Source organism: Erwinia sp. PsM31, from assembly GCF_030433775.1.
Lineage (GTDB): Bacteria > Pseudomonadota > Gammaproteobacteria > Enterobacterales > Enterobacteriaceae > Erwinia > Erwinia aeris.
The window spans coordinates 173,622-196,022 of sequence record NZ_JARUWZ010000002.1 but is presented as its reverse complement, the minus strand read 5'-3'; the positions used below and the strand labels follow the sequence as shown (position 1 = coordinate 196,022).

Below are 22,401 nucleotides of genomic sequence, written 5' to 3'. Positions count from 1 at the left end.
TGTTAAGGCAGTGCGTGCTGCGCGGCTTGCTCGATCAACCGCGCAACCTCATCAGGATGCGACTGATACACCGAGTGGCTGGCACCGGCAATTTCCACCGTATGGCTGTGTGCGCGTTTGGCGTACAGACGTTCCAGATCGGGGCTGATAATTTTGTCAGCTTTCGCCACCATGTACCAGCTGGGTCGCGTTTTCCATGCCGGATGGGGAATGTTGGCGGTGAACACTGCTGCGTTGGTCGGCATCTGCGCATGGGCTTCGAAATCGGCCTGGGCGGCAGGCAGGTCGGCAGCGAAATCGCCATGATAATATTCCGGGGCAATAGAGAGATAGCCATCGCTCGATTTTACAAACGGATGCGCGCTATTGGGGATTTTTTTGCCGTTATCGGCTTCGGTTTCGCCATTTTCCGGCACGTGCGCGGCAATATACACAAGACCAGCCACTTTATTGTCGTTGCCCACTTCACTGATAATCGCGCCGCCGTAGCTGTGGCCCACTAAAATCACCGGGCCGTTTTGTCGATCGAGAACGCGACGCGTCGCGGCCACGTCTTGCGCAAAGCTGGTCAGGGGTTCCTGCACCAGCGTCACGTTATAACCATCATGCGTCAGCCGATCGTACACCGCGCGCCAGCCCGCGCCGCCGACGAAAGCGCCGTGAACCAGCACAATATTCTTGACCGGCTGCGCCTGAGCCTGCGCCGTGCCGCCTGCGATTGCCACCAGCATACTCACTGCAAGAACAACTTTTTTCAGTTTCATGATCGTGCTCCTGATTAGGAAAGTTCGTCTACAGGATAGGAAACCGGCGCTGACATCAGGGTGAGGGAGTGATGACAAAAAAATGACGCCGGAGGGAAGGGGATGTGGGTGATCTGGTACTGATTAACGGCAGAGGCAGATTCGCGCAAGGCTGAAATAGCGGTGACCTCTGACAGGCGTATGTCGCCGAAAGCCGTTGCGCTTATATAGCCTCGCGGGAAGCCGCATTTGCGGTGCGGCTCCCGTTAGCCTGCTGATAAAGACATAGCGAGTTTTCTTTGTCTGCTTTCATGCGACCCTTGGCCAGGTGAGGACGACTATCACTTAAAGCGGCCCCTTGACTTGCACACCAACGACCATCCTATAGAATTATTAATGATTCCTTTTAAAGTACATTCGTCTGATTAATTTTCATTCAAATATTTTCCGTATAACAATTAATTATTTAATACTTATCAATTGTTTATATCTCATCAGAGGATAGCCAGCCATGACTGAGCCAACCGCATCCGATCAATTGAAAAATCAGGACTTTGATACTTTCAGGGCAACCGTATTACCCCATCTCGATCAACTTCTTGCAGATAATCCGCCTCCCCCAGGGCAGACTTTTGACAGGGATAAAGCGGTGCATGACATGTACGATCTGGTAAATGGCCGCTATGACATTGAATCAGCAGAACCCGCCGCCGCCGCAGAGTTGGAACTTGACTCTGCACCAAATAAGACGGGCGTTAGTGAATGCACTATGTGGGAAATTACCGTCATCTGTGACGTCCTGTCTGTTGGGCTACAGTATTGCGGCATAGCGGGAGCACCGGCTCAACGGGCGGCGGCACAGATTGCCAGTCAGTTGAATGCAGCGCAGCTAAATGGCTTGCAGCTGTTACTTCAGGCGTTCCGTAATGCGCAGGGCGCGCGCGCGACAGGTCAGGCGGTTTTCAACCTGCTCAGCGCTATCTGGAAATTGACGGGTATTCGACAATTTCTCGGCGCGCTTGAAACAAATTTCGCCTGGTATAACTGGGTCATTATGGGCACTGTTATTTCAGCGCAGCTGGCCGCGCTTTTCTTAAGCGATGGGTTAGCATTTGTGGCAGAAATAGTCATCATGGGGGCATTTCTTACGCAGCTGGGACTGGATGTGGATCATATGTGTGAAGCTTGCGCCTGGGATTGATATAAAGCTGACGATGACATGCGCGCTTTAATCAGGTGGTGATGACCACTAAAGCGGCTTATACAGCCAATAAAACGGCCGCCAGTATTAACCGGCGGTTCATCCCATTTATAGCCCGCAGGTTCAAGCCCACGATCCATACCGCTATGCACTTAACAGAACTTTACGGCTCGGCCGCCGCTAAACCTGTACGTACAGCACATATAACGAGCTCCGTGCAGATGGATTTTCCGCCAGCCCTGAGCACGGGGTTCCAATTTTTACCCATAAAGAACAATAGCCTTCGCTATCCTGTTAATTGAACTACACTAAAAAAGCCCGCCAGGCGGGTTTTTTTATGTCAACAGGCAGTAAAGAGGCTGTCTGTTTAGCTATTTTGTAGACATAAAAGCCAAAAATAGCGGGCCTTGCTGATTAATTACTTGTTTTTACAAGTATTAATGCAATGTTTTTGTTTTTTCGCTAAGCATCATCCAGGCTTAACGGAAATAGCGTTAGCTCTTATGAGCATGACCGTCGTCGCCCCGACGACGAAAAAAGGGCGAGCGGGCCACGACGGTCTCTTAATTCACTCGTTATGACGGGAAAACCAGTGACGGCAACTATAACCAACGCGAAAGAATCACTGAGTCAGGAAAGCGAGCTGCGGGCGCTGCGCGACGCGCTGCATCAGCGTCTTGACCAGCTCCTGCCCGCGGGTGGCGAACGCGACCGGGTTGGCGCGGCGATGCGTGAAGGCGCACTGGCGCCAGGCAAACGTATTCGTCCTTTGCTGCTGCTGTTGGCGGCATACGACCTGGGCTGCGACAAAAATCATCCGGGACTGCTCGATCTCGCCTGCGCGGTGGAGATGGTTCATGCCGCTTCGCTGATGCTGGACGATATTCCCTGTATGGATAACGCGGCGCTGCGGCGCGGACGGCCCACTATCCATCGTCAGTTCGGCCAGGACGTGGCGATCCTCGCGGCAGTTGCGCTGCTCAGCAACGCTTTTGGCGTGGTGGCTGGCGCCGAAGGGCTGTCGGATGCCTGTCGTGCCCAGGCCGTGGCGGAGCTTTCCGCCGCCGTGGGTCTGCAAGGGCTGGTGCAGGGACAGTTCCGCGATCTTAACGAAGGCGCGACGGCGCGCAGCGAAGAAGCGATAGCCGATACCAACGACCTGAAAACCAGTATGCTATTTAGCGCCACGCTGCAAATAGCGGCGCTGGCGGCGGATGCAACGCCAGCCGTGCGCCAGAAGCTGGGCTGTTTCGCACGCGATCTGGGCCAGGCTTTTCAGCTGCTCGACGATCTGGCGGACGGCTGTAGCGGCACGGGAAAAGATATTAACAAGGACGCCGGAAAATCGACGCTGGTGGCGCTGCTGGGCGCCGAGGCGGTGCGCTCACGCCTGCACGAGCATCTGCACAGCGCCGATCAGCATCTCTCCGTCTGCCAGCACGGCCTGGCGACGCGGCGTTTTATGCATAGCTGGTTCAGCCAGCAGCTGGCGACCTTTAGCTAAGTATTCACAAACGGAGCGTGAATGAAGGACGCGAACCTTATACAGCGTAAGAACGATCATCTTGATATCGTACTCAACCCGGCTGCCGACGCCCGTAAAAGCCGCACCGGATTTGAACACTGGCACTTTGAGCACTGCGCGCTGCCCGAGCTGGATCTGGACAACATCGATCTCAGCACTACGCTGTTTGGCCGTCAGCTACGCGCGCCGCTGCTGATCAGCTCGATGACCGGCGGCGCGGCCCGCGCCCGCGACATCAATCTTAATCTGGCTCGTACCGCGCAGACGCTGGGCCTGGCGATGGGCGTCGGCTCGCAGCGCGTGGCGCTGGAAAGCGACGTCAGCTTTGGCCTGACCAGCGAGCTGCGTGCGATAGCGCCGGATGTGCCGCTATTGGCTAATCTTGGCGCGGCGCAGATCCACGGCCAGCGCGGGCTGGACTATGCCCGTCGCGCGGTGGATATGATCCAGGCGGATGCGCTGATCGTGCATCTTAACCCCTTGCAGGAAGCCCTACAGGAAGGCGGCGACCGCGACTGGCGCGGCGTGCTGGACGCCATCGCGCTGCTGGTGAAGCAGCTTGAGGTGCCGGTCGTGGTGAAAGAGGTCGGTGCAGGTATTTCACCCGCGGTGGCGCGCCGTCTGAGCGAGGCGGGCGTCGCGATGATTGACGTCGCGGGCGCTGGCGGCACCAGCTGGGCAGCGGTAGAGGCGGAAAGAGCGTCGCGCCCTGAAATGCGCGCCATGGCGATGGCGTTTGCCGACTGGGGCATTCCAACGGCCGACGCGCTGTGCAGCGTTCACGCCGCGCTGCCGACCCTGCCGCTGATCGCCTCCGGCGGTATCGCCAACGGTATCGACGTCGCAAAAGCGCTGGCGCTGGGCGCCGATCTGGTGGGGCAGGCGGCGGCGGTGCTCGCCAGCGCCAATGCCTCTTATGAGGCGACCGTCACGCACTTCCAGACCGTTATCGCCCAGCTCAGGATCGCCTGCTTCTGTACCGGCAGCGCCAGCCTGAGCGAACTGCGGCAGGCAAAGCTTTCCCGCAACAGGAGCGAAGCATGAGTCATTACGCCGTGGTTGCGCCGCCGCTGTACAGCCACTGGCAGGCTTTACAGGCGCTGGCGCAGGCGCTGATTGACCGGGGTCATCAGGTTACGTTTATTCATCAGGCGGAGGCGGGCGCGCTGCTCAACGATCCGCGCATCGCTTTTCAGCCCGTCGGTGAGGATTCCCATCCGCCCGGCAGCCTGGCCCGCACGCTCAGGCTGGCCGCTTCGCCTGCCGGCATGTCGCTGTTCGCGTTGATTAAAGATATGTCCCGCGCCACGGATATGCTGTGCCGCGAGCTGCCGCGCGTGTTAAAGCAGCTGCGGGTCGACGGGCTGATCGTCGATCAGATGGAGGCGGCTGGCGGACTGGTAGCGGAAGGCATGGCGCTGCCTTTTGTTTCCGTCGCCTGCGCGCTGCCGGTCAACCGCGAGCCGGGCATTCCGCTGCCGGTAATGTCGTTTGGCTACGGCACCGACCCGCGGGCGCAAAAGCTGTTTCGCACCAGCCAACGCATCTATGACTGGATGATGCGCAGCCACGGCCGCGTGATTGCGCGCCACGCCGAGCGCTTTGGCCTGGCGCCGCGCACGGGGCTGCATGAATGTCTGTCGCCGCTGGCGCAAATCAGCCAGACCGTGCCCGCGCTGGATTTTCCGCGCCACGCGCTGCCGGCGCATTTTTACCAGGTCGGGCCGCTGCGTCCGACCACCACGGAACGGCGCTTCTGGCCGTTGCTCTCTTCGCGCCCCTTTGTTTTCGCCTCGCTGGGCACGTTACAGGGGCACCGCTTCCGCCTGTTCAGGACCATCGCTCGCGCCTGCCGTCGTCTGCATGTCCAGCTGCTGATCGCCCACTGCGGCGGCCTGACGCCCGGCCAGGAGGCGGAGCTGGAAGCCTGCGGCGCCTACTGGGTAACGGATTTTGCCGATCAGCTGAGCGTGTTGCAGCAGGCGCAGGCGGTGATCACTCACGGCGGCCTGAATACCGTGGCGGACGCCGTCAGCAGCTCGACGCCGATCCTGGCTGTGCCTGTCGCTTTCGATCAGCCCGGCGTTGCGTCTCGCGTTGTCTGGAATGGCCTGGGCCGTCGCGTTTCCCGCTTCGCCAGCAGCAAAACGATGGCGAAACAGCTGGCCGCGCTGCTTCAGGACAAAGGCTGTCACAGCAGGATGAAAGAGGCGCAGCGCCAGCTAAGTCAGGCAGGCGGCGCGCAAAGGGCGGCGGATATCGTAGAACAGGCGCTGGGTTCGCGTTCGGAAAGGATTAAGGCGACAGGATGACGAAATGGGATGTAATTCTGGTGGGCGGCGGGCTGGCCAACGGGCTGATAGCCTTGCGGCTGCGCCAGCGGCAGCCAGGGCTGAAGGTGCTGATGCTGGAGGCGGGCGCGCGCGCGGGCGGCAATCACACCTGGTCTTTTCATGAAGATGACTTAACGCCCGCGCAGCATGAATGGCTGCGTCCGCTGGTGGCGCACCGCTGGCAGGGCTACGAGGTGCGTTTTCCTCGCTACACGCGCACGCTGCCGGGCGACTACCTTAGCGTGACGGCGGAAAGCTTTGCGCAGGCGCTGGAAACGGCGCTGGGCGAAAATCTCTTAACGTCGTGCGAGGTAAGCGACATCACGCCACACGGCGTCACGCTGGCGGACGGCAGCACGCTGCACGCCGCCGCGGTGATTGACGGGCGCGGCTATCAGCCCAGCCCCTGGCTGACGGTAGGGCTACAGGCCTTTCTGGGACAGGAATGGCGGCTGGCGGCGCCGCACGGGCTGACGCGGCCTGTGCTGATGGATGCCACCGTGGATCAGCAGCAGAGCTACCGTTTCGTCTATACGCTGCCGCTGTCGGCAGACACGCTGCTGATCGAGGACACACACTATCAGGACAGTACGGCGCTGGACGCCAACGAGGCGCGGCAGCGGATCGCCGACTATGCGCAGGATCAGGGCTGGACGCTGCAACATCTCCAGCGCGAAGAGCAGGGCGTTCTGCCGATCACGCTCCAGGGGCAGCCACGGGCTTTCCGTCAGGAACGGGAACAGCTTTGCAGCGGTCTGCGCGCGGGCCTCTTTCATGCTACTACCGGCTACTCGCTGCCGCTGGCGGCGACGCTGGCCGACCTGATTGCCGACAACGGCAGGCCGACGCACGAGCGGCTGCACCCGCTAATCGGGCAGTTTATGGCCCGGCAGTGGCGGCGTCAGCGCTTCTTTCGCATCCTCAACCGGATGCTGTTTCTGGCCGGACGGCCGGAGCGGCGTTGGCAGGTTATGCAGCGCTTCTATCAGTTAGACGATGGGCTGATCGCCAGATTTTACGCCGGTCGTCTCAAACCTTTAGATATGGCACGGATCCTTACAGGCAAGCCCCCGGTACCGGTCGGCGAGGCGTTGCTGGCCGTGTTAAAAAAATCTCCCCGGCTGCGAGCTTTCTGATGAAAAAAACACTTGTAATTGGCGCCGGTATTGGCGGCCTGGCTTTGGCTATCCGTTTACAGGCGGCGGGCGTGCCCGTGCTGCTGCTGGAAGCGCGTGATAAGCCCGGCGGCCGCGCTTATGTTTACGAAGATCAAGGATTTACTTTTGACGCCGGGCCAACGGTGATCACCGATCCTTCGGCGATTGAAGAGCTGTTTACGCTGGCCGGACGGCGCACCGCAGACTTTATCGATATGCTGCCGGTCAAGCCTTTTTACCGCCTCTGCTGGGAGTCGGGCGAGGTGATGGATTACGACAACGATCAGCAGCAGCTGGAAGAGGCGATCGCACGGTTCAATCCTGACGATGTAGAAGGCTATCGCCGCTTTCATGCCTACTCGCGCGAGGTCTTCAAAGAAGGCTACCTTAAGCTCGGCAGCGTGCCTTTTCTCTCGGTCGGCGACATGGTTAAAGTCTCGCCGCAGCTAATCCGCTTACAGGCGTGGCGCAGCGTTTACAGCATGGTGTCGAAGTTTATTAAAAACGAACATCTGCGCCAGGCGTTCTCTTTTCACTCGCTGCTGGTGGGCGGCAATCCTTTTGCGGCCTCGTCCATTTATACGCTGATCCACGCGCTGGAGCGCGAGTGGGGCGTCTGGTTTGCGCGCGGCGGCACCGGCGCGATGATCCAGGGCCTGACCCGACTTTTTTGCGAGCTGGGCGGTCAACTTGAACTGAACACGCCGGTTAAAAAGCTGGAAACGGAAGGCGACCATATTACGGCGGCGATCACCGCCGACGGTCGACGGATTGAAGTCGCGGCCGTCGCTTCCAATGCCGATGTGGTGCAAACCTACGCCAAACTGCTTGGTCATCATCCTCATGGCGCTGCGCAGGCCGCCGCGCTGAAGAAAAAAAGTATGAGCAACTCGCTGTTTGTGATCTATTTTGGCCTGAACAATCCGCACAGCCAGCTGGCGCACCATACGGTCTGCTTCGGGCCGCGCTACAAAGAGCTGATTGAGGAGATTTTCCATCATGACAAGCTGGCGGATGACTTCTCTCTTTACCTGCACTCGCCGTGCGTAACCGATCCCTCGCTGGCGCCGCCGGGCTGCGGCAGCTTCTATGTGCTGGCGCCGGTGCCTAACTTAGGAACGGCGAACCTGGACTGGGACGTGGAGGGGCCGCGCCTGCGCGATCGCATCTTCGCCTATCTGGAGGAGCACTACATGCCAGGCCTGCGCGAGCAGCTGGTGACGCAGCGCATCTTTACGCCGTTTGATTTCCGCGACCAGCTGGACGCGCATCTGGGCTCCGCCTTCTCCGTAGAGCCGCTGCTGACGCAGAGCGCCTGGTTCCGGCCGCACAATCGCGACAGCAAAATCGATAACCTCTATGTGGTCGGCGCGGGCACCCATCCCGGCGCGGGCATTCCCGGCGTGATCGCTTCTGCGAAAGTGACCGCCAGCCTGATGCTGGAGGACAGGGCACGATGAATGAGGCGCTGCTCAGCCATGCCACGGAAACCATGGCGGCGGGATCGAAAAGCTTCGACACCGCCGCCAAACTGTTCGATCCGGCCACCCGGCGCAGCGCGCTGATGCTTTACGCGTGGTGCCGCCACTGCGACGACGTGATCGACGATCAGCAGCTGGGCTTTCAGGCCGCCGCCGCGCAAAGCACGCCGCTGCAAAGGCTGGAAACGCTGAAGGCGTTAACGCTGCGCGCCTGCGCGGGCGAGCCGATGAGCGATCCCGCTTTCGCCGCGTTTCAGGAGGTGGCGCTGGCCCATGCCATTCCGCAGCAGCAGGCGTTCGATCATCTGGAAGGCTACGCTATGGACGTGCGTGGCGATCTTTACCCCACGCTGGACGATACGCTGCGCTACTGCTATCACGTAGCGGGCGTGGTTGGCCTGATGATGGCGCGAGTGATGGGCGTGCGTGATGAAGCGGTGCTGGATCGGGCCTGCGATCTGGGGCTGGCTTTTCAGCTGACCAATATCGCCCGCGATATCGTTGAGGACGCCGGAAACGGCCGCTGCTATCTGCCAATTAACTGGCTGGCTGAAGAAGGACTCACGCTGGAAAACTATGCGCAACCGGCCAGTCGCGACCGGCTGGCGAAAGTGGCGCAGCGGCTGGTGGCGGCGGCTGAACCTTACTATGCGTCGGCCGAGGCGGGCCTGGCCGGTTTGCCGCTGCGCTCCGCCTGGGCTATCGCCACCGCGCGCGGCGTCTATCGGGAAATCGGCGTGAAGGTCGATCGCGCCGGCAGCAAAGCCTGGGATCGCCGCCAGGGCACCAGCAAGGCGGAAAAGCTGGGCCTGCTGGCGGGCGGGGCGGTCAGGGCGCTGGCTTCTCGCGGGAAGCAGGCTGCGCCGCCTCGTTCTGCGGCCCTGTGGCAGCGTCCCGGCGGCGGCGGCGACCGTGCCGCTGGCGCAGCGTAGCCTGAAGTTTATCTACCGGCGGCGCATAGAGAAAACCGAAAGAGACGCAGCCTTCCCGGCCGCGCACCGCGTGATGCAGACGATGCGCCATATACAGGCGTTTCAGATAGCCACGGCGGGGCACGTAGCGGAAAGGCCAGCGCTGGTGCACCAGACCGTCGTGCACCATAAAATAGAGCAGGCCATAGGCGGTCATACCTGCGCCGATCCATTGCAGCGGCCAGTAGCCGATGCTGCCCAGATAGATCAGCACGATAGAGAGCACGGCGAACACCACGGCGTACAGATCGTTTACTTCAAACCAGCCCTTGCGCGGCTCGTGGTGGGAAAGGTGCCAGCCCCAACCCCAGCCGTGCATAATATATTTGTGCGCCAGCGCCGCGATAATCTCCATCGCGGCGATAGTCGCCAGCACAATCAATGTGTTGTACAGCCACAACATAGTTTTTTCCATCCGGTATCAGGTGGGTTAAGCGTAGTTCAGCGCTATTACTCCTGCACGGCTTCTAACATCTTCACCATCGCCCGCAGATTGGCGGAGCCGCTGCCTTTGCGCCACACCAGCCAGATCGCCAGCTCGCCCATGCTGTCGCTCAGCGGCCAGGCGCTGACGCTGTCTCTGCCGGGCATACTCTCCAGCATACTTTTCGGGATCAGCGCCAGCCCGGCGCCCGCGCTGACGCAGGCCAGAATGCCGTGATAGGACTCCATCTCGAAAATCTTGCCGGGCGACGCGTTTTCACGGGCGAACCAGTTCTCGAACAGACGGCGATAGGAGCAGTTGGCGCGGAAAGCGTAAATAGTGGCGCCTGAAATTTCCCTGGCGCAGGTGACCGGCGGATGGTTCAGCGAAGAGATCAGCACCATCTCCTCGTTAAAAACCGGGATGCCTTCCAGCTGCGGATGCTTCGGCGGCCCGTCGATAAATACCGCGCTGAACTCGCCCGCCAGCAGCCCGTCGGTCATCGCGCCGGACGGCCCGGTAGAGAGATCCAGCTCTACCTCCGGCCAGGCCTGATGATAGCGGGCAATCAGCGGCGGCAGCCGCACCGCGGCGGTGCTCTCAATCGCGCCAAGGGTAAAGACGCCGGCAGGATGCTGGCTGGAAACCTGAAGGCGCGCCTCCTCAGTCAGTGCCAGGATGCGGTTGGCGTAATCCAGCAGCGTGCGGCCCGCGTCGGTAATATGCAGGCGCAGTTTTTCGCGGCTGAACAGCGCCGTGCCCAGCTCGTCCTCCAGCTGGCGCAGGCGGGTAGAAATATTAGAAGGAACGCGGTGCAGTTTACCCGCTGCCGCCGTCACGCTGCCTTCTTCCGCGATGGCGCGGAACACTTCCAGCTGAGTCAGATCCATAAACATTCTCATTTTGAGCAGGATATTTTCATTATTATTCATTTTTCAGGAAGGATGCGCAAGGCTAAGATAGCGTCACTATCACCAACCGGCCTGAGAGGCCGACGGAGGATCTTATGACGACTTCATCAGCAGTTCAGGCGGGCGCCGTATCCCGTAACCCTTTTACCGGCGACATCATTCGCCAGACGCCTTTCGCTACCGCCGCCGAGGTGGAAACCGCGCTGGCGCAGGCCCACGGCGCGTTTCAGCACTGGCGTCACAGCGAGGTGGCGGAACGCAGCCAGCTGTTGCTGAACATGGCGGCCAGCCTGCGTAAACATGCTCGCGCGCTGGCGGAAATGATGACCGACGAAATGGGCAAGCCGATTACCCAGAGCCTGGCCGAAGTGGAAAAATGCGCGCGCCTGTGTGAATGGTATGCGGAACAGGGGCCAACAATCCTGGCGCCGGAAGCCACGCTGGTTGAAAACGAAAAAGCGCACGTCAACTATCTGCCGATTGGCCCGATCCTGGCCGTGATGCCGTGGAACTTCCCGGTATGGCAGGTGCTGCGCGGCGCGGTGCCGATTATTATGGCGGGCAACAGCTATCTGCTGAAACCGGCCCCAAGCATTATGGGCAGCGCGCTGCTGCTGCAATCCGTGCTGGCGGAAGCGGGCGTGCAGCAGGGACTGTTTAGCGTCCTGAATGCCGATAACGACGCCGTCGCTACTATTATCAAAGACTCACGCATCGCGGCCGTGACCCTGACCGGCAGCGTGCGCGCAGGCGCGGCTATTGCGGCGCTGGCGGGCGCGGCGGTGAAGAAAAGCGTGCTGGAGCTGGGCGGTTCCGATGCCTTTATCGTGCTGGCCGACGCCGATATCGATGCGGCGGTGAAAGGCGCGGTGGCGGGTCGCTTTATGAACGGCGGCCAGGTCTGTATGGCTGCTAAGCGGATTATCGTGGAGGAGGCCGTTTTTGCCGAGTTCCGCGACAAATTCGTGGCGGCGGTAAAAGAGCTGGTGGTGGGCGATCCGCGTGACGAGGCGACCTATATCGGCCCGATGGCCCGTTTCGATCTGCGCGACGAGCTGGATTCTCAGGTTCAGGCTACCATCGCCGAAGGCGCGGAGTGCCTGCTGGGTGGCCACGTGATGCAGGGCAAGGCGAACTTCTATGCGCCTACCGTGCTGAGCAACGTCAAACCCGGCATGACCAGCTTTAAGCAGGAGCTGTTTGGCCCGGTTGCTTCGCTGATTGTGGCGAAGGACGCGGACGACGCGATTGCGCTGGCTAACGACTCCGAGTTCGGCCTGGGCGGCAGCCTGTGGAGCCGCGACGTGGCGAAAGCCCGCAGGCTGGCCGCGAAGGTGGAAACCGGCGGTATGTTTATCAATACGCCGAGCTTCTCCGACCCGCGCGTGCCGATTGGCGGCGTGAAGCACAGCGGCTACGGTCGCGAGCTGTCCCACTTTGGTATTCGGGAATTTACCAACGCGCAGACCGTCTGGGCAGAATCCTGATTGGATCCTTTGAGCAGGATGCTGAGCTGACCGTCTGCGCAGGCTCCTGATTTGACCCTTTGGGCTGCATCCTGAGCCGATCGTCTGCGCAGGCGCCTGATCTAAGGCGTTTTCCCGCTCTTAAGCCATTGCTCAACCCCTTCCGCCGGAAGGGGTTTACTGCAAAAGTAGCCCTGAATTTCATCACAGCCGAATCCGCGCAGCATCAGCAGCGTTTCCTCATCCTCCACGCCCTCCGCCAGCACAATATAGTTCAGCTCCTTAAGCATGGTTATCACGTGGCGCGCCACAATCTGGCTGCCGCCGTCGGCAGCAAGCGGCGCGATCAGCGAACGATCCAGCTTGATGACGTCCATTGGAATGCGCTTCAGATAGTTAATATTGCTGTAGCCGCTGCCGAAATCGTCCAGTGCCAGCGTGAAGCCGCGCAGCTTGAGCTGATTCAGGCCGCGCATCGCATCCGGGCTTTCCAGCAGCTTTTCCGTTTCCAGGCACTCGATACTCAGCAAATCGCTGGAGAGGCCCGCCCGCAGCAGCATCCTTTCCAGCCAGTCGGCAAAGCCTTCACGGGCCAGATCGCTGACGCTGACGTTGACCGACACGGGCAGGTTAATGCCTTTTGCCCGCCAGAGCTTAAGCTGCGCCAGCACGCTGACGATCACCCAGTCGGTGACGCCAGCCATCAGGTTGGTTTGCTCCGCCAGCGGCAGAAACTGTAACGGCGGCAGGTTGCCGAGGCGGGGATGCTGCCAGCGCAGCAGCGCCTCCATGCCTACCGGCAGGCCGCTGTGCAACGAGATCTGCGGCTGATAAACCAGATAAAGCCCGCCTTCGCTGCGCAGCGCTTCCGCCAGATCGTGCAGCAGCAGAAAATCCAGCTTGCGGCGGTTATCGCTCTCCAGATCGAAAGCGGCGTAGGGCAGGCCCTGGCCGATAGCCTCATGCAGCGCGCTGACGCCGCGCCGCAGCGCTTCAACCGGCGGGCAGAGCGCAGGCGCAAAAGAGACTTCGCCCAGGTGAAGAGTCAGATCGATAGCAATCTCTTCGCCTATACGCGCGCGTACCTGACCCAGCTTTTCGCTCAGCTGTTTTGGCCAGCCGGACGTTTTACCGGCGGAAAGCAGCGCAAACCGGCCTTTCGACACGGTATAAAGCCGGTCATCGTCTCTGAGCTGCAGGCGCGTACGCAGCAGGGCGGCGATGTTTTGCAGCAGAGCTTCCAGCGCATACATCCCCAGCGCGCGGGCGATGTCGTAGGCGCGTGCCATATCAATGCAGTCAATCAGTACCAGGCTGTAGGGCTGAATAATGCCGCCATCCTCCAGCTGCTCCAAATCACGCAGCAGGCTCTGACGATTGGGCAAAAGAGTGACAGCGTCACGCAGGCTGGTGTGATACCAGGCGTCCAGCCAGGCGGTCATGATCTCCGCCAGCAGCTCCAGCAGCTTCACCTGTTCCTCAGTGAAAATATGCGGCAGCACGTCCGTAACACACAGGGTGCCGACAATGGCGCCGTCGCGCATTTTCAGCGGCGCGCCCGCGTAAAAACGGATATAGGGCGAGTCTTTAATCAGCGGGTGCGCCTTAAACCGTTCGTCCAGATGGGTGTCGGGACAGACCATGACCTCGCCGCTGGCGAGCGTGTGCCGACAGAGCGCGTCTTCCAGCGAGCTTTGCTGTAGCGAGAAATTCCGCGCCGCCTTAATGTATTGCTGGTGCTCGTTCATAATCGACACGAAGCTACCGGGAATATTCAGCAGCTCGCTGGTGAGCCGGGTGAACTTGCTGAGAATTTCATCCCGTCCCGCGTCGTCTGCTGTCAGCATCTCTAACGCCAGCTGGTAGCGGGTTTCGCCTTGAGGAGTCGGCATTCTGGTGTTCCTGAAACGATTCAAAATGGATGTATGCCGCTTTTCAGGCCAGGCTTAAGGTCTGGTCGCATACAAGCGGCTTTTTATTTTTATCTGACTTTGGTGATGCTATGTCCGATACTGCTGAAACTCTGCCGTCGCAGGAGCGCATTGTGCTCTATGACGGCGTGTGCAAACTCTGTAACGGCTGGGTCAATTTTTTGCTGCGCTATGACAGGCGCCGCACCGTACGCCTGGCCGCGGTTCAGACTGAAAAAGGCAAATCCCTGCTGAAAGCCGCCGGTATGTCGCCTGACGAAATCAATACCATTGTGCTGCTTGAACGGGGGCAGGTTTATCTGCGCGCCGACGCTATTTTCCGCGTTATGCTTGGGCTGCCGTGGCCGTGGCGAGCGCTTTCGGTACTGCGCTTCTGTCCAAAGTTCATCAGCGACCGCTGCTACAATCTGATCGCACAAAACCGTTATCGGCTGTTTGGCCGATTTAATGAGCGACAAAAACCGCCGGCGGACTATCCGGGCCGGTTTATCGACAGGTAACAAACACTACTGGCTTTCGTTGTGCGGCAGGTTATGCTGGAAAATCAACGTAGTTATTGCCTGAGGTGAAAATTGTCCGTGCGATTAAATGAATTTCAACAGCCGGTTGGTGAACCGCTTCCCGAATGGACGCCGCGCCCTTTGCCTGAACGCATGGCGCTGGCGGGGCGCTTCTGCGTGCTGGAGCCGCTGGAAAGCGCCCGTCACTATGAGGATCTGCTGGCCGCGTGGCGCAGCGCCGAAGACGATCGGGACTGGACTTATTTGCCTGCCGGCCCTTTTAACGCGGAGGAGCTTCGCGACTATCTTGCCCGGGCCGAAGCCAGCCGCGATCCGCTGCATTTCGCGGTGATCGATCGACAAAGCGGCCGCGCGGTCGGCACGCTGGCGCTGATGAGAATTGAGCCAGCGCACGGCGTGATGGAGGTGGGGTACGTGACCTTTTCGCCCGCGCTGAAGCGCACGCCGCTCTCTACCGAAAGCCATTTTCTGCTGATGCGTTACGCCTTCGATCGGCTGGGCTATCGTCGATACGAATGGAAGTGCGACAGCCTCAACGCGCCTTCGCGGCGGGCAGCGGAGCGCCTCGGCTTTCGCTATGAAGGGCTGTTCCGTCAGGCCATGGTCTATAAGGGTCGCAGCCGCAATACCGCCTGGTTTTCCATTATTGATAAAGAATGGCCCGCGCTGCGCGAAGCCTTTGAGCGTTGGCTGGACGTCAGCAATTTTGACGCTGCAGGCGTGCAGCGGCATTCGCTGGCCGATTTACGCCAGCAGCGGGCATAATCCTAATTTTCTTCATATTATTAAACAAGAAGTCATTAACTTTACTAACCTTTTACAGTCTGCGCTGCCGCATTGCTTTCGGGCCGCGCGCATTTTCCCTGTTTAAGGAGCCGGTAAATGACTTCCCAGGTAACATCCCGCCATTCGACTTTTGCGGTGGCCGTTTATTCGCTGTTTCATCCTGTCCCGCTCGGCTTTTTTGTGGCGGGCTGGATCTTCGACATTATTTATCTCTACAGTACCGAAATCTTCTGGACGCAGGCGGCGAGCTGGCTGATCGCTATCGGGTTGATAATCGCGATTATTCCTCGCCTGATTAACCTTGTGCAGGTTTGGGTGGGCGTCTCTTATCCGCAGGGATCGGCGATAAAAGTGCATTTTTGGGCTTATCTGCTGGCTATTATCCTGGAAATCTTTAACGCCTTTATACACAGCCGCGACGCGTGGGCCGTGGTGCCTGCCGGCGTTATTCTCTCCACCCTGGCGGTGGTTCTGATGCTGTTCGCCAACGTGCAGCTCGCCGTGCGCGATCGCACCGCTTAAGGAGGAGTTATGAAAACGTCAACCACACTCTCACTGCTGGCCGTATCGGTTTCGCTGCTGCTCGCCGGCTGTGACGACGGCGCTAAAATCGATCCTGCAAAGCAAACCGGTGCAAATCCGGAGCTGCCGGCGGCAAAAAACTTCCTTGTCCCACCCATGAAGGTTCCGAACGGTACGCCATGGAAAGAGGGTGAAAAGCCCAAAGTCGCGGATGGCCTGAAGATAGAGAAAGTTGCGGACGGTTTTCAGCATCCGCGCCAGCTCTACACGTTGCCAAACGGCGATATCCTGGTGGTGGAAGGCAGCGCTCCGGCAGCGCCGACCAGCCAGCCGAAGCAGCTGGTGACCGGTCTGGTTCAAAAGGCCTCCGGCAAGGGCGGCGCCGGCGGCAATCGCATTACGCTGCTGCGCAGCAGCGACGGCAAAAGCTGGCAAAAATATCCTTTCCTGGAAAACCTGCGTTCGCCGTTTGGCGTGCAGCTGATCGGCGACACGCTATATGTGGCGAATGCCGACTCGCTGATGAAATATCGGTATGAGAGCGGCGCGACGAAGATTACCGATCCCGGCACCGAGCTGACCGAGCTGCCGGGCGGGCCTATTAACCATCACTGGACCAAGTCGCTGCTGGCCAGCCCGGACGGCAGCAAACTCTATGTTGGCGTCGGCTCCAACAGTAATATCACTGAAAACGGCATCGGCGCGGAGTATCGTCGGGCCGACATCCTGGAAGTCGATGCGGCTAGCGGCGCCAGCCGGATCTACGCCAGCGGGCTGCGCAACCCCACCGGGATGCAGTGGGAGCCGCAAACCGGCAAGCTGTGGGCCATCGTTAACGAGCGCGATGAAATCGGTGCCGATCTGGTGCCGGACTACCTGACTTCGGTACAGGAAGGTGGCTTTTACGGCTGGCCTTACAGCTATTTCGGCCAGCACGTGGACGAACGCGTGCAGCCGCCGCGCCCGGATCTGGTGAAAAAAGCGATTAAGCCTGACTATGCGCTCAGCTCGCACGTGGCGCCGCTGGGACTGTGGTTCTATACCGGCACCAACCTGCCGGAGAAATACCGTGGCGGCGCTTTTGTCAGCGAGCACGGCAGCTGGAACCGCAAGCCGCTGAACGGCTATCAGGTGGTGTGGGTCGCCTTCCGCAACGGTATGCCGCAGGGTCAGCCAGAGCCGGTGGTCACCGGCTTCCTCACTGACGATCAAAAATCGGTTCGCGGCCTGCCGGTAGGCCTGACCATGGATAAACAGGGCGGCCTGATGATTGCCGACGATGCCGGAAACGTGGTCTGGCGCGTCACCGGCGCGACTGCGCCTTAACTTTATTATCAACCTCTGCCGCCGTGGTGGCGCTGTAAAAACGGCGGCGCGTCCTTTTAAATTTGTCATCACTATCAAGCCGCCCGGCATTCTGCCCGGCGGCTTTTTTTGCGCGGTTTTCCAGGGACTATTTGTGCGGGTGGTCAGACGCTGAGCAAATATCCGCTTGCGGTTAAGATATATCATAGATATATTTTCCTCCGCTATTGAGAATAATTACGGTTTACTATTACGGGCCAGCCCCCGTCAGGAGAATTATTTTGACCGAAAAAACAGGTCGCGCTCCCCGTCGCGTAAGAAATGAACTGCGTTTTCGTCCGGTAGAAGTGATTGCGAAAACTTTCGTCGCCAACAGCTTCTACCGCATTGAGTTCGGCGGCGAAGCGCTGGCCGGTTTTAATTCGGCGGGCTTCGACGATCACGTTAAGGTCTTTTTCCCGGATCCCGCCACCGGCGAGCTTTATCTGCCCCAGGTCACGGAAGAGGGCATCGTCTGGAAAGACGGCATTCGTCCGCTGGCGCGCGACTACACGCCGCTGTACTTTAACGCGCAGAAAAACAGGCTGACGCTGGATTTTTATCTGCACGAGTCGGGCGTAGCCAGCGACTGGGCCGTTACGGCGCACCCTGGCGACAGGCTGGCTATCGGCGGCCCGCGCGGCTCGCTGATCGTGCCGGAGGATTACGCTTTCCAGCTTTACGTCTGCGATGAAACGGGGCTGCCCGCGTTCAAACGACGGCTGACCTCGCTTGGCGACAGGCCGGTAAGGCTTTATGCCTTTGTCGACGCAGCGCAGGGCAAAGCCTATCTTGGCGATCCGCCAAACGTGGAAATCGTCTGGCTGGGTAGCGGCAAAATGCAGGCTGGCGTCGGATCGCTTATCGCCGACCTGGATAAGGTTGCCTTACCGACGGACGACTACTTTATCTGGCTGACGGGCGAAGGCGCGGCGGTGAAGCAGCTCAGCGACTACTTTATCGGCAAGCGCGAGCGCGACGCCGATTTCGTCCGTGCGGTGGCTTACTGGCACGATAAGTAGGGTTGTTGTATTTTTCAGGGGGCTAACTTACTATCAATCCCCTTCAAACAGGCTCGGGCAGGCGATGAAATCACAGCGCAGTTCTCAATATGACTTATCCGGCGGCCCGGCCAGCGCCGCGCGGAGAAAACGGCGCGAAAAGATGCTGGACGCCAGCGACGTTCGCCTGCTGCTTCTGCACTTTATCGCACAGGGCGCCGCACACGGCTACGAGCTAATCAAGACGATTGAAGAGCTATCCAAAGGCGAATACAGCCCCAGCCCCGGCATTATTTATCCCAACCTGACGCTGCTGGAGGAAATGGAATGCATCGAATCCCGCGATCCGCAGGCGGCGCGCAAGGCCTATAGCCTGACCCGGGAAGGAGAGCGCCAGCTGGCAGAAGGGCAGGAAACGCTGCATGACATCATTAACCGACTCAGCTCGATGGCGATCCTCGTCAATAACCGCAGCATTCCGGAAGTGGAGCGGGCCATCAACAATATGCGTATGGCGCTGAATATGCGCCTTTCCCAGTCGGCGCTGCCGCAGCAGACGCTGCACGACATCATTGATGCGCTGGATGAAGCCGCGCGTAAAATCGAGCGCAGCTGATGCAGGGCCATTTGCCTATCAACATAAATAATCACGTTTTTTTTCTAATGTTACCGGTAACTTTGCCGATATAAGTCGCTTCTGAAACAATAATCAGGTGTGGCTATGTCCGTTTTTTCCCGAATCAAAACCTCCTCGTTCTTGCTCAGCACGATCATTGCCTTCGGCACCCTACAGCTTGTCGCTGGCATCCTCTTCCTCAGCGCGCTGGATCACAATAAAGAGAGCTTCGAAACCGCCTCGACGGCCAGCGATCAGGTGACCGCGCTGACCAATGCCTGGTATGAACTTAACGCGGCGCGTGCGGACGTTAACCGCGTGGTGATCTGGCTGCAAAAAGAGGGGCCGACCAGCAGCGTAGTGGGCGGTATGGTCGCGCACGGCAAAGCGCAGCTGGCGCTGGCCGATCGCGATTTTAAAAACTACCAGAACGGGCCGGTTATTCCCGGACTCGATGCCACGCTTAACAGCAGGCTGGCGCAAAGCTACCAGGCGTACGCCGGACAGCTTAATCAGCTGATGGAAATCGCTTCACGCCGCGATTTAACCGGCCTGTTCAGCATTAACGTTGCGGGCAACCAGAAGATTATGCAGGGCGATTACGATCGCTGGCGCGCCGCCGTTGGCCAGCTGTCGAAGACCACCTCCGCTGAAAGCAAGCAGGTATTCACGCAGATGCTGTGGCTGATGGGCGCTATTTTGCTGGTGGTGCTGAGCGCTGTGATCGTCAGCTGGTCGGTGATCAAACGCGTGCTGATCCAGCCGCTGGCGCGCGCGCTGGGGCATATCAACGCTATTGAACAGGGCGATCTGACGGAGCAGATAGCGGTCGATCCGCGCGCCCGTAACGAGATGGGCCATCTGCTTTCCGGCCTGGCGGTAATGCAACAGTCGCTGGTGAAAACCGTGGGTAACGTGCGCAACGGCGCGGATACGATTTTAACCGGCGTCAGCGAAATTGCGGCGGGCAACAACGATCTCTCATCCCGTACGGAAGAGCAGGCAGCCTCGCTGGAGCAAACCGCCGCCAGCATGGAACAGATCACCGCCACGGTGAAGCAGAACGCGGACAATTCGCATCAGGCGGCGAAGCTGGCGCTTTCTGCCGCGCAAACGGCGGAGAAGGGCGGCGCTATCGTGGACGGCGTGATAAAAAGCATCTTTGGGCTGCAGGAAAGCTCTAAAAAAATCGCGGAAATCACCGGCGTAATTGAAAGCATCGCTTTCCAGACCAATATTCTGGCGCTGAACGCGGCGGTAGAAGCCGCCCGCGCTGGCGAAAACGGCCGTGGCTTTGCGGTGGTGGCGGGAGAAGTGCGCAACCTGGCGCAGCGCAGCGCCGTAGCGGCGAAAGATATCAACGCGCTGATCGCTGAATCCTCGGCCCGCGTTGACAACGGTTCCCGGCTGGCCGGACAGGCGGAAGAGTCAATGAGCGGTATCCTTAGCTCGGTACAGCAGGTACGCGATATCATGGATGAAATTTCCTCCGCCTCTGAGGAGCAGAGCCGCGGCATCAGTCAGGTCGGCATCGCGGTGTCGGAACTCGATCAGGTGACGCAGCAGAACGCCGCGCTGGTAGAGCAATCTTCTTCAGCCGCCGCCTCGCTGGAAGAGCAGGCCGCTCGCCTGAACGAAGCGGTAGCCGTGTTTCGCCTGGCCGGCAGGAAAGAGGTAGCCCGTCGTTCTGGCGTGACAGCGCTGAAATCGCCGGTGCTGGCGACCGCCTCAACGGATAACTGGGAAGCCTTCTGACCGGCGTTTAAACGTTATTAATCAAAGGCCCGATCTGTCTTCGGGCCTTTGCGTTTGCCGTCAGATCTCGCTGTAGCGAACCGCCTCAACAAACTTCGCAAAGGCGGAGGTATGCTGGCGGCGGCTGGGGTAGTACAGGTAATAGCCCGGAAAAGGCGCGCACCACTCTTCCAGCACCTTTTCCAGCTGGCCTGCCTTAACCGCTTCCTCAACGGTATCCTCAGGCACCATCGCCAGGCCAATCCCTGCCACGGCAGCTTTAATTCGGGTTTGCAGATTATTCAGCGTCAGCTGGCCGTCCACCTTCACGCGGATTTCGCGCTGCGCTTTGGCAAACTCCCAGGCATAGATGCTGCCCATGGTCGGCAGGCGCATATTGATGCAGTTGTGCTGCTGCAGATCCTGTGGCGTAGCGGGCCTGCCGTAGCGAGCGAAATAAGCGGGCGAGCCCACTACAACCATCCGCCAGTCCGGCCCGATCCTGACGGCAATCATATCCTTTGCAACCTGTTCGCCCAGCCGTACGCCCGCGTCAAAACGGCCGCTGACGATATCCGTCAGGGAATTATCGGACATAATTTCGATATTCACTTCCGGCCACGCCTGTAAAAACTGTTCTACTGCGGGCCACAGGGCGAAGGTAAGGGCGTGCTCGCCCACGTTAAGGCGAATATTGCCTGACGGCCTGTCGCGCAGTTCATGCAGGGCAGCCAGCTCGTTTTCAATCTCTTCAAGGTGCGGGCCAATGGTTTTTATCAGGCGTTCGCCCGCTTCGGTAGGGGCGACGCTGCGCGTGGTTCGGGTTAACAGACGCAGCTGCAGCCGCTCCTCCAGCCCGCGTATGGCATGGCTTAAAGCGGACTGGGAAACGCCCAGCCTGGCCGCCGCGCGGGTAAAGCTTCTCTCGCGAGCGATCACCATCAGCGAGATAAGGTCGTTAAAATTTTCTTTCAGCATGGCTATCTCAGAGGTGAACAAGGCAGGGAACCAAGTGTAACCTGGCTGGGGCCGGGGTGCGACGGCTTCCTGCCATTCACCTGAGTAATTCTAAATTAAATCAAAGCACTGCAAAAAAGGCAGGCTTATCTTTACGGCAAAAGCGGGCCAGGTTTTTGAATCCGTCGCGCGTGCGGCATTTTCGCTTTATTCTGGTCATTATTGGTACTTTTTAAGCGCTTTTTTCCGCTAATCTGAATGTTGCCCCGGCGTTTTTTTAATCAGAAATTTCTTATTCAGTTACCTTGTTTTTTACCTCTCTTTTTGCCCGGGAAATTCGGCGCAATCCAGAAAGTGCTCTCGATGAAAACAGAACTATCTTAATTACAAAATCGCTACAAGCTATCTCAGGTGAGCAAATAAAAGCGGCAGTGGCGCAGATATTAACCGGACATCATTTTTACAAATACTAATACTTTAAATGTAGGGCAGAAGAAAAGTCCTGGTCCGGTTCGGGTCGACCAAATCTTATATAAGCGGCTGTTATATTTTTATTGATCTCACTCAATTTTGTTAACCTTTTGTTTACTTTTTTCTGATTAAGGCTGGCCTCTATTTTACGTGTCGGATAGAGTTGTTGTGTCAGAGAAGGAGGCCGCAATGCGCCAACAGGCCCGTGATGCCTGGCTTCTTACTTTTCAGAAAAAAATATGAGATGGTAAATGTAATATTTTATTTCATCTGGTGTCTTTCTGTGTATATTGTTGCAGCCAGTAT

General features: G+C 58.9%; 20 protein-coding genes. 15 read left to right on the top strand and 5 right to left on the bottom strand.

Features of this window, described 5'->3' with window-relative positions; genetic code table 11:
- Positions 1-2: 2 nt before the first annotated feature.
- On the bottom strand, positions 3-764 hold the full coding sequence (locus tag QCD69_RS02430; protein ID WP_301250888.1) for an alpha/beta fold hydrolase: 762 nt from the start codon (positions 762-764) through the stop codon (positions 3-5).
- A gap of 490 nt (positions 765-1,254) precedes the next feature.
- On the opposite strand from QCD69_RS02430, the gene QCD69_RS02425 reads away from it, so the two are divergent.
- The 7 genes from QCD69_RS02425 (at position 1,255) to crtB (ending at position 9,372) form a co-directional block, all read left to right on the top strand.
- Positions 1,255-1,944 carry a hypothetical protein gene (locus QCD69_RS02425; RefSeq protein WP_301250886.1) on the top strand — a complete coding sequence of 230 codons (690 nt, stop codon included), beginning with the start codon at positions 1,255-1,257 and terminating at the stop codon, positions 1,942-1,944.
- Positions 1,945-2,536: 592 nt separating this feature from the next.
- On the top strand, positions 2,537-3,448 hold the full coding sequence (locus QCD69_RS02420) for a polyprenyl synthetase family protein (protein WP_253454280.1): 912 nt from the start codon (positions 2,537-2,539) through the stop codon (positions 3,446-3,448).
- Between the two features lie 21 nt (positions 3,449-3,469).
- A complete protein-coding gene (gene fni / locus QCD69_RS02415) occupies positions 3,470-4,513 on the top strand; it encodes a type 2 isopentenyl-diphosphate Delta-isomerase (RefSeq protein ID WP_301250884.1) in 1,044 nt (347 codons plus the stop codon).
- Entirely contained in the window at positions 4,510-5,781 is a 1,272-nt protein-coding gene (locus QCD69_RS02410; protein WP_301250882.1) for a glycosyltransferase, read from the top strand. The genes fni and QCD69_RS02410 overlap by 4 nt, the downstream gene beginning before the upstream one ends.
- Positions 5,778-6,938 carry a lycopene beta-cyclase CrtY gene (crtY, locus tag QCD69_RS02405; protein WP_301250881.1) on the top strand — a complete coding sequence of 387 codons (1,161 nt, stop codon included), beginning with the start codon at positions 5,778-5,780 and terminating at the stop codon, positions 6,936-6,938. The genes QCD69_RS02410 and crtY overlap by 4 nt, the downstream gene beginning before the upstream one ends.
- Complete coding sequence (locus QCD69_RS02400; protein WP_301250880.1) at positions 6,938-8,419, top strand: phytoene desaturase; 1,482 nt, start codon at positions 6,938-6,940, stop codon at positions 8,417-8,419. Before crtY ends, QCD69_RS02400 begins: the two co-directional genes overlap by 1 nt.
- Positions 8,416-9,372 (top strand): 15-cis-phytoene synthase CrtB, encoded by a 957-nt coding sequence (crtB, locus tag QCD69_RS02395; protein WP_301250879.1) that lies wholly within the window; start codon positions 8,416-8,418, stop codon positions 9,370-9,372. The genes QCD69_RS02400 and crtB overlap by 4 nt, the downstream gene beginning before the upstream one ends.
- Here crtB and QCD69_RS02390 read toward each other — a convergent pair.
- Together QCD69_RS02390 and ptrR are read right to left on the bottom strand one after the other, a co-directional pair.
- Positions 9,269-9,814, bottom strand: a complete 546-nt coding sequence (locus QCD69_RS02390) for a sterol desaturase family protein (protein ID WP_253454274.1) — start codon at positions 9,812-9,814, stop codon at positions 9,269-9,271. The genes crtB and QCD69_RS02390 overlap by 104 nt on opposite strands.
- Positions 9,815-9,861: 47 nt before the next feature.
- On the bottom strand, positions 9,862-10,725 hold the full coding sequence (gene ptrR / locus QCD69_RS02385) for a putrescine utilization regulator PtrR (RefSeq protein ID WP_253454273.1): 864 nt from the start codon (positions 10,723-10,725) through the stop codon (positions 9,862-9,864).
- A gap of 116 nt (positions 10,726-10,841) precedes the next feature.
- Here ptrR and QCD69_RS02380 point away from each other — a divergent pair, with 116 nt between their 5' ends.
- Positions 10,842-12,233, top strand: a complete 1,392-nt coding sequence (locus QCD69_RS02380; RefSeq protein ID WP_301250878.1) for an NAD-dependent succinate-semialdehyde dehydrogenase — start codon at positions 10,842-10,844, stop codon at positions 12,231-12,233.
- Positions 12,234-12,334: 101 nt separating this feature from the next.
- Here the strand turns inward: QCD69_RS02380 and QCD69_RS02375 are convergent, their stop codons facing one another.
- Positions 12,335-14,104, bottom strand: coding sequence for a sensor domain-containing diguanylate cyclase (locus QCD69_RS02375; RefSeq protein WP_301250877.1), 1,770 nt, complete (start codon positions 14,102-14,104; stop codon positions 12,335-12,337).
- 110 nt (positions 14,105-14,214) lie between these two features.
- Between QCD69_RS02375 and QCD69_RS02370 the strand changes: the two genes are divergently transcribed.
- The 7 genes from QCD69_RS02370 (at position 14,215) to QCD69_RS02340 (ending at position 20,688) form a co-directional block, all read left to right on the top strand.
- Entirely contained in the window at positions 14,215-14,643 is a 429-nt protein-coding gene (locus QCD69_RS02370) for a thiol-disulfide oxidoreductase DCC family protein (protein ID WP_253454270.1), read from the top strand.
- 72 nt (positions 14,644-14,715) lie between these two features.
- A complete protein-coding gene (locus tag QCD69_RS02365; protein WP_301250875.1) occupies positions 14,716-15,429 on the top strand; it encodes a GNAT family N-acetyltransferase in 714 nt (237 codons plus the stop codon).
- Between the two features lie 117 nt (positions 15,430-15,546).
- The gene (locus tag QCD69_RS02360; RefSeq protein WP_253454268.1) at positions 15,547-15,972 is read left to right on the top strand and encodes a DUF2231 domain-containing protein; all 426 of its coding nucleotides are present in this window, start codon (positions 15,547-15,549) and stop codon (positions 15,970-15,972) included.
- Between the two features lie 9 nt (positions 15,973-15,981).
- Positions 15,982-17,298, top strand: coding sequence for a PQQ-dependent sugar dehydrogenase (locus tag QCD69_RS02355; protein WP_301250874.1), 1,317 nt, complete (start codon positions 15,982-15,984; stop codon positions 17,296-17,298).
- A gap of 257 nt (positions 17,299-17,555) precedes the next feature.
- Positions 17,556-18,338 (top strand): siderophore-interacting protein, encoded by a 783-nt coding sequence (locus QCD69_RS02350; RefSeq protein ID WP_253460984.1) that lies wholly within the window; start codon positions 17,556-17,558, stop codon positions 18,336-18,338.
- Between the two features lie 64 nt (positions 18,339-18,402).
- A complete protein-coding gene (locus QCD69_RS02345; protein WP_301250873.1) occupies positions 18,403-18,933 on the top strand; it encodes a PadR family transcriptional regulator in 531 nt (176 codons plus the stop codon).
- Positions 18,934-19,038: 105 nt separating this feature from the next.
- Positions 19,039-20,688, top strand: coding sequence for a methyl-accepting chemotaxis protein (locus QCD69_RS02340; RefSeq protein ID WP_253454265.1), 1,650 nt, complete (start codon positions 19,039-19,041; stop codon positions 20,686-20,688).
- Between the two features lie 60 nt (positions 20,689-20,748).
- Here QCD69_RS02340 and QCD69_RS02335 read toward each other — a convergent pair whose 3' ends face one another.
- Positions 20,749-21,645, bottom strand: coding sequence for a LysR family transcriptional regulator (locus QCD69_RS02335; protein ID WP_253454264.1), 897 nt, complete (start codon positions 21,643-21,645; stop codon positions 20,749-20,751).
- Between the last annotated feature and the right edge of the window lie 756 nt (positions 21,646-22,401).